Origin of the sequence: Micromonospora sp. NPDC005174, from assembly GCF_040608495.1 — a bacterium.
In the GTDB taxonomy this organism is placed as follows: Bacteria; Actinomycetota; Actinomycetes; order Mycobacteriales; family Micromonosporaceae; genus Micromonospora.
On record NZ_JBEXIJ010000058.1, the window covers coordinates 1 to 13,218 of the forward strand.

At 64.8% G+C, this 13,218-nt stretch carries 4 protein-coding genes and 1 pseudogene; 1 reads left to right on the top strand and 4 read right to left on the bottom strand.

Translation table 11 applies throughout. From position 1 onward, the window contains the following. Positions 1-208: 208 nt before the first annotated feature. From ABZU91_RS32420 to ABZU91_RS32430, 3 genes are all read right to left on the bottom strand, one after another. The gene (locus ABZU91_RS32420; protein ID WP_355249022.1) at positions 209-706 is read right to left on the bottom strand and encodes a hypothetical protein; all 498 of its coding nucleotides are present in this window, start codon (positions 704-706) and stop codon (positions 209-211) included. Between the two features lie 297 nt (positions 707-1,003). Further along, complete coding sequence (locus ABZU91_RS32425; protein ID WP_355249025.1) at positions 1,004-1,462, bottom strand: SUKH-3 domain-containing protein; 459 nt, start codon at positions 1,460-1,462, stop codon at positions 1,004-1,006. Beyond that, positions 1,459-7,944, bottom strand: a complete 6,486-nt coding sequence (locus tag ABZU91_RS32430; RefSeq protein ID WP_355249028.1) for a polymorphic toxin-type HINT domain-containing protein — start codon at positions 7,942-7,944, stop codon at positions 1,459-1,461. The genes ABZU91_RS32425 and ABZU91_RS32430 overlap by 4 nt, the downstream gene beginning before the upstream one ends. Before the next feature lie 659 nt (positions 7,945-8,603). Here ABZU91_RS32430 and ABZU91_RS32435 point away from each other — a divergent pair. After that, entirely contained in the window at positions 8,604-12,083 is a 3,480-nt protein-coding gene (locus ABZU91_RS32435; protein WP_355249031.1) for an FG-GAP-like repeat-containing protein, read from the top strand. A 799-nt stretch (positions 12,084-12,882) separates the two neighbouring features. Here the strand turns inward: ABZU91_RS32435 and ABZU91_RS32440 are convergent. Next, positions 12,883-13,218: pseudogene (locus tag ABZU91_RS32440) on the bottom strand (hypothetical protein); the annotation flags it as partial.

Sequence of the window (13,218 nt, forward strand, 5' to 3'; positions counted from 1 at the left end):
GCTCCGCCGCCTCGCCCGAGGCGAACCCGCCACCCGCCAACAACGCCTCACCTTCGACACACCCGACTGACAGCAATGTGAAACGCCCTCTGAGGAGCGCAACATCGGGCCGGAGAGGCAAGATATCCACTCCGGCCCGACCGTGGCCAGGATTCAACCAGGCGCCACAGAATCGCTATACAGATCCATCTTGGAACACCTACAGAAATTACTCAGGACGATCGAAGGTCTCCACGCTCGTTCTGAAGACCACTCCGCTGGATTCAGGACGAATCTCGACAATGAAGTCAGGTAAAGCATTTGCCCCAGGCTCGCCATCTTCCAACATCGAGCCCGGCTCAGCACTCCAATCCACCAAGTGGATCGTCACCGCATGACGCCCCGGCGCTAAGGGGATTGTCAGTTCCTCTAGGTCAAGGTCTACGCCGATCGCATCGAGTCCACCTAGAACAACCGAACCGTGGGCAATAAGTAGGTAGGGGTCTGACGTCACCGCCACGTAGCGACTCTCACGCTCACTAAGCGAGAACTCACCACCCCGAGCCCGCACTAGAAATTGGAAGGCACCATCCACCCCGAGATTGATAGGCACGAGGAACCCTTGTTCGATGTAAGTCGCAACTGAAGATTCGGGCGCTATCCGATGCTCCCAATCAATTTGACTGACGATGGACGAGAAGTGCTCGGGTTGCCAGAGACAGAACATTCCCGCCTCCGTCCTGAGAGCCTGAGTAGACTCGAATATGCCGCTCGTCATAATAGACCTAACATCGCGCAGAGATTGTGATTTTGCAAACGGTGTCGCCAGATCTCAGGCCAAGCGATTAAATTTTCCTTGGATCTGCCGCGAACACCCCTTCGCTGGTCGGCAAAGTTCGGTCCTTGGTCTCCAAGGCTAGTACCTAGCAGGAGATTCGTTCTGGCCGCTTCTAAATACTAGTGTCCGGCAGGCAAGTAGGGGCCAACCCAACCCACCTCCACTTGCCTGCCGTTGGACTCTCAGTTAAACAGCATCAGGATTCGAAATTTCCAGTCGTGCGCCCTGGATGCCTAAAACCAGTTTGCCGATGCCTTCATTGGAAACACCCAATTGGAATACTGAGGAGCCCACTAGGTACAAAATCGATTCTTGGTCTACAGCAAGAAAGTGTTCGCCCTGGCCAAACTCGCCGACAGGGAAGAGTTGACGATCAAATTTCTGCGACAACTCCTCGAACCTGCCCTCTTCGCCCACGGCTAGCTCCGGATCTATTTCAAACGGTTCCTTCGCAACCGACCGTCCCGGACCCTGAAGATCGACGCGAATTCCACCGAACTCTTCGAGGAAGCGCTCCGCAGCTTCATGCCACAGGAAGCCCGGAAGCCTATCCTTATAGCCGGAAATCTCCACCGATCTATTAGGAAACCATCCAGATCGGCGCAATACAACCTCTACATCTGGAGCATATTCCACCACACTCACCCTCCAGTCTCGAACCTTATACTAAACCGGTCGGTAAGGACTTGGCAGCTAGGGCAGGGACCAATCCCCTTCAAGAAGTTAGAGTTAGTCCTACTGCGCCCCAGAACTGCAGCCGCCGAGGCCCCCGTAGGGTCCTGCCCTGCGGTCAAAGCCTGAGTAAGACACTCTACCAATCCGCAGCCGCCATGATTATGCCCTCGTTCCGCCGTCGGGATTGAGTCGAGGATGTCTTGCACCACCGGGTGCACTGGTCGGTTTCCCGCGCCTCCGTCACTGTGAGCGACGATCGGATTATTATCGCCAATCTTCAATGCTTCGATAACACCAGGCCGTTGCGAGTTCGGCAAATCAGCCACGTTTGCCGCTTCGTTCTCCGCAGCAGCACGCGCAGTCCCGCAGTTGTGTACGAGTACCGGTGTGCCACCGGCCACGACGTGATAGGTGTGGATGCCGTCGATGGTGAGGTTATGGACTCGGCGTTGTTGGGTGAAGGGGCGGACGGCCTCGACCTGCACCAGCGTGCCGGCCGAGGTACGCAGCCACTGACCCGGCTTCAGGTCGGCGGCCTTGACCCATTCCTTGAGGTCCGCAACCCAGAACGGGTGTCCGTCGGTGGCGATCACCGAACCCGAGGCGTCGCCCTTGGCACCGTCGGTCTCGACCGTGACCTCGACCAGGTCCTTGTAACCCTCACCGACGATCAGCCCGACAACCTCGCGGGCCTCCGTCTTACCCGTCTCTGGGTCGGAGGCGAGGACCTTGTCTCCCAACGCGATGTCCTCGATCGCCTTGGTGGAACCGTCACCCATCACCACCTGGGTGTCGGGGATGAAGCTGTTGCCTATCTTGCACGAGTCGCCGGCTGCCTCGGCGACGTCGTCGCCCTGTTTCGCCGCTGTCGCCGCAGCGTCGTCGGCCTGTTTCGCTGCCGCCGCGGCTGCCTCGTCCGCCTGTTTGGCGAACAGCGCCGCTGCCTCGTCGGCCTCCGCGAGGACCCGTCGGGCCACCTTCATCTCGTCGAACCAGGTCATCACGGCCTTACCGGCCCGCAACATCGCCTGGCCGACCTTCTTGGCCTTGAGGATCTTGCCCCACGGCAGCGCACCGGCAACGGCCATCGCGCAGGCGCCGATGTCACCCTTCATCACACAGTCACGGATGTCGTTGATCCCGAGAACCTCGAGCAGGATCTGCCCACCAGCCTCGATGACGACGTCCAGGATCTTCTTCTCCGAGACCGTCTTGGCCTTCCGGACCTCCTCGGCGCTCGGCCCCGTCGGTGTCTTGGTCCCCCCGGACGGCGTCGTGGTCTTGGTCGGCGTGGGCCGTGGCCCCGTACCCGCAACGCCACCACCATTGCCGGTGCAGTTGTCGTCGGCGCAGAACCGCAGACCTGACGCATCGGAGAAACTCACCGGCGAGTTGTTCGCGTAGGCGTAGCCCTGCATCTGCTGCGGATCGCTGAAATCGACGACCGGGTCCAGCGAGACGAACCGACCCGTGGCCGCGTCGTACTCCCGGGCACCCAGGTGTGTGAGCCCGGTCGACGAATCGATAGTGCCCCCGACGAAGCCCTTCTGCCCCGGCCACACCGACGGCTGGGTGCCACGAGCCTGCCCGTACGGCGTGAACTTGCGGCGCGTCGACGCCTGCGTGGTGGCGTCGATGCTCTGCTGCGCAGTGCCGTGGTGATCACCGAGCAGGAAGTTCACCTTGTTCGACGGAGTACGGACCGCGCCGACACCCTGGTAGTAGCGGGTCCCGGTAACCGCCGACGTGGCCTTGGTCAACGTCACCTCGGTGGAGCCGAGATACAGCGTGACGGTGCTCGGGTCCCGCCGAATCAGCCGGCTGCCGCTGGCGTCGTACAGGAACTCGGTGACCTTCGTACCCTCGGTGACCTTGGACAGATGGCCCTCGGCGTCCCACGTCAGATCCTGAGCCGTGCCACCGATCTTGCGGCTGGTGGTGTTACCCGCCTGGTCGTACTCGTACTGGTCCAGGCGCTGACCGCCGGGCAGGCCACCGCTGGCCGGACCCACGGTGGTGACGTTGCGCAGCGTGTGAGGCTGAGCGGCGCCCGCCGCGGGGTAGGCGTACGTCGAGGTGACGTTGTTCGCGGAGTTGCCCGACGTGTCGTGCTGGACCTCGGTCTTCCGGTTGCTGGTTCCGTCGTAGAACGTGTACGAGTGCCAGTACGGGTTCGGCCCGCCGACCGTGGCTGCCGACGGCGTCTTCGCCGCACAGTCGTCAGTCGCCGTCCACGCCTCGGTCATGCGACGGAGGTAGTCGTAGCCGAAGCACTGGGTGTCGGTGGACGTACTCTGCTCGACACCCTTGATCTTGGTGATGTTGCCGATCGAGTCGTACTTGTACTCGATGTCGTCCAGCCGCGTCGGTGCGATCGAGCGGTCGGTGACGGTCTTGGCGAGGCGCCGGGTGCCTTCCTCGTAGGAGTAGCTGAGGTAGACCTCCTTGCCGACCGCCCCCAGGGTGTGCCGCAGCGGCTCGCCGTACCTCGAGTACTGGGTGGTCTGCAGGTACTTGCTCAGACCGGCGACGCTGACCGGCATGTCCAGGCCGTCGTACCCGTAGGTGACGGTCTCCGCGGGGAGACCACCGCCGGACGGGTAGGTGTTGGTCTTCGGCAGGCCGACATTCGGGGTGTACGACGCCCCGAAGCTGTAGGTACCGGCGAGGGCACCTTCGCTGGCCGGGATCGTGTACTTGGTCCCCTCCGGCTGGTAACGGGCGTTGTAGCCGGTGACCTCGGTGATGTAGGCGTTGGACCCCACATATCGGGTCGAGGAGGTCGGCAGCCCCAGCTTCAGGGTGTCGTAGTCCCATTGCGCCGCAAGGGTTCCGGGGTCAGCACCCTGCCGCAGGGTCTTCGGACGACCCAGCTCGTCGTACGTGTACGAGAGCCGCTCCAGCCGGGCGTCGGTGGTCGAGGTCAGTCGGTCACCGTCGTCGTAGGTGCTGGTGGTGTCGCCCTTGTCCGGGTCACTGGCCTTGATCTGCCGGCCCCGCAGGTCGTAGACGTAGGTCCACTCGTTACCGGTCGGGTCCTTGACCTTGCTGAGCCGACCGAACCGGTCGTACGCGTAGGTGGTCGCGTCATAGGCGCCCGTCGCCGTGGTGCCGCGGTACTGGCGCAGCTCGGTCTGACGGCCCTGCCCGTCGGTGATGGAGGTCGTGGCGGTTCCACCGGACGGCGGGGTCACATTGATCCGGTCACCACCGTAAGTGGTTACCGTCCGCCACTTCTCGACGCCGAAGCTCTCGAAGACCTCGTTGGTCGGGCGGCCCATCCCATCGAAGTAGTACCGCATCTGGCTCGGGACCAGGTTGTCGCCGACATCGTCGTGAAGTTGCGCCGATGGCGGTGAGTCGTTGTAGTAGGCCGCCCGCTTCTTGAACGCGAGACCGCGGTTGTCGTAGAAGACATCGGTGAGGATTCGGCCACCACCGGCAGCTGGCTGCTGTGTCTGGCGCAGCCGCAGCATGCCGTCGTAGATCTCGTACCCGACCCGGTACGAGCCGTCTTCCTTCAGCGTTTCGGTCGTGACGACGACCGGCGCTGACTGAGTGACCTGGTAGGAGAACCTGCTGTTCGGAGTGTCGAGGTTCGCGCTCTTGTCACGACCCGGCAGCCAGACCTTCTCCAACCGCCCCAACGGGTCGTACGCCAGATCGGTACGAGCACCGTTGGCATCGACCTCGGCAGTGGGCAGTCCCCACGCGGGCTGCACGTAGGACGTGGACTTGTGCAGCTTGGGGTTGATGGTGTCGATCTGGGTGACCAGTGCGTCGGCGGCAGGCGTGAACACCGTCGTCGTCTTGTTGCCGTAGACGTCGTACGCCTCGGTCACGCGACCGTACGCGTCGAAGGCCGACCGCGCGGTCACCTTGTAACGCGGGCCGCCCGACGGCCACTCCATCAGCTCCTCGACCTGGGTGACATCACCGTTCGTTGGAGCCTGACCCAGGGTGGTGGAGCCGTCGTAGTACATCCGGGTCTCGGACACCACGTCGGCCGGCCGAGACGGGGTGGTGGTGCACGCCACCGCCACCTTCTCGGTCCGCTTCACCTTGGACAGCAGCCAGTCACTGGTGTTGCGCGCGTACTCGTGCCGGGTGCAACTGTTGTCGTCGCTACGGGAGACGTCGCCCAGGTCGTTGGTCTGCGTCGGGATCCCGTACTCGTCGAAGCTGTTCTGCACCTCGGTACGGCGCCACGATCCGTCGGCCATCTTCGACCGGGACTGCACCTTCGTCGTCTGGGTGACGTACGACTTCAGGGAGTTGGTGCCGCTGCGAGCCCGGGTGGCGGTGGCCGCGCTACGCCACGGGGTGCTCAACGTCGCGGATTCGAGGACACCTCCGTCGGCGGAGTAGTACAGCGCTTCCCGGATCATGCCCTGGAACTCGGGTAGGTCGTTGATCTGACCGCCTTCCGAGTCGACGACCTGCGCGTCCCGGGTGCCGGTCGACGTCTTGTCGCCGTGCAGACCCTGGAAGTAGCGCGTCTCGGTCAGTGAGATCGGGTCCGGTGCCTTGCCAACCCGCGTCTGCACCTTGGCGTAGCCGCGCCACTGACCCCACGTGCGCTGATCGGACTTGGTGAACTCGCTGTCGTCGTAGCCCCAGGCCGGCCCGGAGAACTGGTAGTTGGTCTCCTTGGGCAGCTGACCGCCCTTGCGGTCCTGCTCGACGACCTGGTTCACCACGTACTTGTGGAACCAGTCGAGCACTGGCTTTGTCTCGCCCTCCGGCTGCCAGTAGACGGGATAGCAGCGCTTGGTGTTCGTCTCGTTCGGCGCCGGCAGGACGATCGGCTCGAATCGGCTGCACTCGCGTGGCAGGTAGCCGATACCGATGGTCGACCCCGTCTCGGTGTCGATCCTCACCATGCGCTGCCGGGTGATCGCCGGTACGCCCTCCAGGCCATCGACCCGGTTGGGCATGGTCTGCCCGGTGAACTGCACCGCTGGCATGCTCTTGCTGCCACCGACCTTGCCGGTGCGGGTGATCGACGCGAGCCACAGGGAAGGCGTCGTCCCGTCGGCGGTGTCCGGGAACTCGTGACTGAGCGTCCAGGTGTCGACGTCGCTGTACGTGGTGCCGACCCGGATCTGGGTGGTGATGGACGTCAGCCGCTTACGGGTCCAGAAGGTGGGTGAGAAGCGGTCGGTGCAGGCCTCGCCAGCGTTGCAGTTCTGGTCGGCCGGCACATCGGGCCAGTGACTGCCGTTGTCGACGTTGAACTTCGCCTCGGCGCAATCGAAGCTCGCGTTCGGCAGACACCGCTCGTCGACACCGAAGACGATCTTCGCGGGTGCGGGCTTGGCGTACTCCTGGCCGTTGCGCTGGCCGTACTCGATCCGGTCGAGGTAGCCGCCGCGCTCGTACTGCACGCCATTGGTCTTGATGTTGCGGCCGTAGTAGTTGCTTTCCGTCTTGTAGTAGTACGCCATTGAGTTGTCGTGCGGATCTACGACGTGGTCGAGGTTCCATCGCCAACCCTGCTGACACCACGCGGCGTCGAACGTGCTGGCGTGGCACGGCTCACCGGAGTTGTTGCCGAAGACCGGGACGGTCCACGTCGACTTCGTCTCCGGGGCGTTGCTGGACCAGTTCGGCAACCGGTTGCGGCCGAAGTAGTACTGGGTGCCGTCGGTGGTCGTCACCCGCCAGTACTCACCGTTGTTGTCGCCGTTGCTGGCGCCCGTCAACGATTCGATCCGTGAGCCGTCGTCCTCGGCCGTCCGCCAGACGCCGGTGTCGTCGTCCCGAACCAACTCGGTGGTCCGTCCGTTCAACGACAACGTGACGTTGTTCGAGGCCCAGCACAGGTCGCCGGTCTTCTCGGTGTTCAGCGCTCCGGAACCCATGTCGTCGGCGCAGGACTTGTACCGGCGCTCGACGTAGCCGGGCCAGTAGTCCCAGCCATCGCCGACCCAGGTGGCCTGGTTGTTGGTCGAGACCATCCGCCCGTCGACGCTGCTCGACGAGTAGCCCAGACCGATCGAGGGCGTCGGGCCGCCGAGCGAGGCCGGCAGATCCATCGGGTACGACCACGAGAAGTCACCCGCCGAGCCGCCGGCGGACCAGGAGCCCGTGGCGCTGAGGCTGGTTGCCCCGTAACTACCGCCGGAGCCGGACGCCGCCGCGGTGGCCGCGAGTACCGTCGCCGCGCGAGCGACGTTCACCTCGGCGACCAGGGTCGAGGCCGCTCCGTTGTTGCGGGTCGGCAGCACCGTCGATTGCTGGCACGCTGCCCGATCCGGTGTGGTGAGCGCGCAGGCCGGAAGCTGAACGAGGCGTAGCCGGGAGGCGTAGTCCGCGCCGTACGCGGTGCGAAACGCGCTGTAGTTGACCTCGATCGACACGCGTCCGGCCTTGCCGTCAGCACTGCCGACACTGAGCAGCAGACCTCGCACTCCGGCCCGATCGGCGCTCGCCCGGTCTCGGACCTCCACCTGGACCGTTGCCGGTGTGCTCGTACCGGAGCTGCCCCGCTGGGTCGCCGCAGTGGCGGGACCGACGCGGACCGGGGCTTTTCCGGCCTGCACCCGCGACCCCGCGCTCTGGGCACCCAGATCCACAATGGTGGACGACGCCGCCGGCCACTGCGGCTTCGGCAGACTGCCACTCGAAACTCGTCTGAGCATGGCGGTTTGGGGCTCGGTCGGCTTTGCGCGGCCGGCAACCGACCGCTCCTTTTGCAACGCCGGTAGATCGACACCCTGCGCTGCCTGTGCCTGAACCGGCGTGAGCACACTGGTCACCATGACCAGGCTCAGCAGACCGGCGATGTGTCTCAGTCGCCTACCTGCTAACGACCGCCTGCCGCGCCTGCGCGCGGACGGCGTGGACGGACCTCGGGCCACGAAAGCCTCCCCCGTTGACGAACGACCATCGATGATGATCTGACCGTCGGATACCGTAGAGATCGTTTAGGGCGCAGACAAGGACCAGAAATCTCACACGGCGAGATCGGCTGATGTACTGGCTGTTGTCCTGTTTGACCGGTCAGTTGTTCACCGACAACTCCTTGTGCGGTGACGGTGACTTTGGTTGACTCCTGCCTCGCCGCCCGGGGCACCGACGACACCGGCCGGGCTCACGGGGAGGATCCATGTCGCGTCGCCGCACGCTGTCCAGATTTCTAGCCACACTCGCCGCCACCGCATCGGTCCTGGCCACGGCCGGAGTTGCGCCGGCCTCGGCAGCCCCGCCCTCACGCGCCACTGACAAGCGCGCCGCAGCGCCCGCCGGCGACACGGCGTGGTACGCGACCGAGCCAGAAGCGCTCGCCGCAGCCCGCGCGACTGGCGCACGGATCGAGGTCGACGGCCTGACGACCGAGACCCGGCAGGTCTTCGCCAATCCCCAGGGGACCTTCACCCTTGAGCAGCGAGCCCGCCCGGTCCGGCTCAAGCGCGACGGCGCCTGGGTCCCGGTCGACACCACTCTCGTCTTCGACAAGACCGGCCGGGTTGCTCCTCGGGCGACCTCCGTCGGCCTGAGCCTTTCGGCAGGCGGGGACGGGGCACTGGTTCGACTCACCCGCGATGGCAAGGAGCTCGAATTCGGCTGGCACAACGCCCTGCCCAGGCCAACCCTGGAGGGCGACACCGCAACCTATGCCAACGTCCTGCCCGACGTGGATCTGGTCGTCAAGGCCGACGTGGAGGGTTTCTCCGAGGTCTTCGTCATTCGTACACCGGAGGCAGCCGCCAACCCGGACATCACCACGGCTACCTTCGCGGTCACCACCAAGGGTCTCAACGTCACGACCGACACGGCCGGGAACATCAAGGTGCTGGACGGCGACGGCAGGACGGTCTTCAACGCGCCGACACCCCGGATGTGGGACAGCGGCGGCACGGTCGAGCCGGGCGCGTCGACCAGCGCCCGCATCTTCGAGAACAACCAGGGCGCCAGGCAGGCGGAGGTGAAGACGAGCATCGGCGGCGGAAGGCTCGCACTCGTACCCGACCAAGCGCTGCTCAAGGGATCGACCACGCGGTACCCGGTCTACGTCGATCCAGCGCTCGCCGGCGGTGCCCGGCTCGCCTGGACCTCCGTGTGGAAGACCTTTCCCAACTCGAAGTACTGGAACTCCAGCGACATCGCCCGCGTCGGCTACTCGGAGACCGACAACCTGACCAACCGGTCGTTCTTCCGCATGGACACCAGCAAGGTCAAGGGCAAGAACATCATCCGCGCCACCTTCCAGACGTACGAGACGCACTCGTGGTCCTGTAACGAGCGGTCAGTGGAGCTGTGGCGCACCGGTGCCATCAGCTCGTCGACGACCTGGAACACGCAGCCCGGCTGGATCAGCAAGCTGTACACCGCCAACGTCGCGCGGGGCTACAGCAGCTCCTGCCCGGACGGTGGGGTCGACTTCGACGCCACCGCCGGTGTCCGGACCTCGGCGGCGGCCAACGCCGGTGACGTCACCCTCGGCCTGCGGGCCAGCAACGAGTCCGACACCTGGGCATGGAAGAAGTTCCGCAACAACCCGACCCTCAGCATCGAGTACAACTCGACGCCGTCGGTCCCGACGAGCTTGAGCACCAGCCCGGGCGTGCCCTGCGCCGGTGGAAAGCTCGGCAATACCGATGTCTATCTCCGCGCGGTGCCGAGTGACGCCGACGGTGGAAACGTGACCGCCGAATTCTCCTACTGGCCCACCGGGGGCGCCACCACGATCCGGAACGTCACGGTTTCCACCGGGAACCTGGCCAGCACCCTGCTGGCGAAGACCGGCCTGACCGATGGGGCGACGTACAACTGGAGGGTCCGCACCAAGGACACTGACGGGGCGTTCTCCGGTTATTCGACGACGTGCAAGTTCACTGTCGACCGGACGATGCCCATCGCCGACGTCGACATCACGTCGGTGGAGTATCCGAACTACAACGACCCGGGCAACCCGCCGAGCACCAAGCCCGCCGGCACGCCGGGTCAGTTCACCATCAACGCCAAGGGCAACAGGGACATCGTCGGTTTCTACGTCGGCATCGACAACGACGCCCCGACCCGGTATATCGCCGCGAACGCTCCCGGTGGCACGGCGACCATCACCATGACTCCGACCCGCAGCGGGCCCGGCGTGGTCAGTGTCCGCACCTGGGATGGTGTCAACCCCTCGGTGTCGTTGGACAGCGACTTCAGCTTCTTCGCCACCTCCCCCGGCGTCCACGAGAGCCGGAGCGACGTCAACGCCGACCGCCACGGCGACGTCATCGGCCGCACCACCGCCGGCGACATCTGCCTCTACATCGGCGACGGCGCCGGCAACTTCCTCGACGGCGTCCAGTGCTCACTGAAGATCGACAGCAACCGGGCTGGATGGCTGCACGTGGTCCGGCCCGGCGACTGGGACGGCGACGGTTGGAACGACCTCGTGGTCGTCGAAGCCGACGGCGACCTCGTCTACCACAGCGGCATGGGCGCCGGCAGCTTCTACCCCAACGCCGAACCGGTGACCAGCTGGGACGCGGACGGCAACCAGGTGGCAGCCACCGGCTGGAACCAGTACAACCTCGTGGTGGCCCCCGGAGACTGGGACGGCGACGGCGCACCTGACCTGATAGCCCGCAAGTCCACCGGCGAAATCGTCCTGCACCGTGGAAACGGCTACGGCGGCTGGGCCGACGACTCCCAGCCTGTCCGGCTCGGCTGGGGCATCTGGCAGGGCTTCGACTCCATCGTCGCCGCCGGCGACGTGGACGGTGACGGCAAGCCCGACCTGTTCGCCCGCAAGTCCACCGGCGAACTGACGCTCTTCCGCGGCAACGGCAAGGCCGGATTCGCCAGCATCGGAGGGGCCAAGTACAAGGTCTGGCAGGCCGGGGTCAACGTCCGCCAACCGAGCACCACATGCGATCCCGCACCGACCATCGCCAAATGCCCCACCATCATCGACAACCTCGCCACCACCGAACAGTTCACGCCCATCTGCACCCGCCAAGGCGAGTACGTCGGCGGAAACCCCTACTGGGTGAAGGTGACCACACCACGCGGCAAGACGGGCTGGATCTCGGCCTACTACGCCGACTACAGCGAGAACCAACTGCCAGACGTGCCGAACTGCACCGCACCGACCAGCGGCACCTACACCGTCTGGACCGACGGAGTCACCGTCGCCTCCACCAACGCCGCATGTGAGGCATCCCCGAGCACCACCAACTGCTCCACCCCGATCGACACCCTGAACACCGGCTCGATGTTCACCCCGATCTGCCAACGCACCGGCCAGGTCGTCAGCGGCAACCCGTACTGGGTCTACGGCATCAGCTCCAACGGCCAAACCGGCTGGATGGCGAACTGGTGGATGGACTATCCCGACAACCGGATCCCGTTCCTGGCCATCTGCGGCAACTACAACGGAACCGCCGCCGGCACGGGCTGGAACGTCTACACCAACGCACTGTTCTCCCCCGGCGACATGAACGACGACGGGAAGAACGACCTGCTCGGTATCAAGGCCAACGGTGACCTGCACGTCTACTACGGCACCGGAAACGGCTCCGCGCTCTTCACCAACCCCTCCGGCGGCACCAGGATCGGCGTCGGCTGGGGAGGCTTCAACAAATTGTTCTGATCTACCGACGACCAGGGGCCCGCTCACTCGAGCGGGCCCCTGGTCGTCGTCGTGCTGGCCGCCACCGCCCGCCCAAGAAGCACCCAGCACGTGGCGAACCGACATCGCGCGGGCACGTGACAGCAGCGCTTGACGCGCCATCAAGAGCAGAACTGCCGCTCCATCCAGGACACAGACGAAGCGGCAGGTCAGAGCGTTGTGCAGCAGGCACGTCTGCGGCTAACCAGCCACGCCGTTACCGCCAGCGTTACCGCAAAATCACGCATGATCTTCTATATCCACTGGTGAACACCAGTCGGGACGGCCGGATTCGAACCGACGACCCCTTGAACCCCCAGGCAACCAACACGATGTCCTGACCTGCGGCGGCTGCCGGCTACGCTGAGCCAGATCGTCCGCCAGTGTCCACCGACGTCCAGTGCTGTGCTTCTTGATCGTCACCCAGTTAGTCACTCAGGAGGGTACTCGTGGCCCGGTTCCCGAATGGCGTCGAGCCTGCTCCATCGTGTCTCGGAACGGTGACCCTGCACGAGGATGACTCGACGGAGTGCAGCCGACAAGACTGTCCGGCGATGAGCAGCATCCATTGGGACGTTGAAGCGTGCGAGACGACCGGCTGCACCCGTTGCCCGTCGGGACCGACGTGGAGCCACTGGACGCCTTCGGTGTGAAGGAACGACCACCCGGCGATGAGCTGCTCAAGTAGCAGAGCTGCGCTGCCCGAACGGTCCACCAGAGTCCATGGACGTCCAGCCTTGCTCGCGTCCGTCGTCACTCAGTTGGTCACCCACCCCGGAAGTTAGGCGACTGCTCCTCCATCGCTGGGCCGGAGCCGGTCCCACTGCGGGTCGAAGCAGATCAACCCTTGCTCTGCCGCCATCTTGGCCGCCTCAGCCGACACCTCCTCGCACATGCTGTACCTCATGGCGAAGTAGATGATGGGCCCAGAGGCGTTTCCAATCATGGGACCGTCAGACCACGGGCTGGCGTCCTCCTCGTCCTCGGTCATGTCGATCCACCGCTCAAGGAGCGTATGGACGTAGTACTCCAGCAGGAGATCCGTTCTGACCTGCTGTGGCGGTGTGGTTTTGTCCGTGGGCATGGAACAGCCACCGCTGAGTCTCGTGGTTGTGTG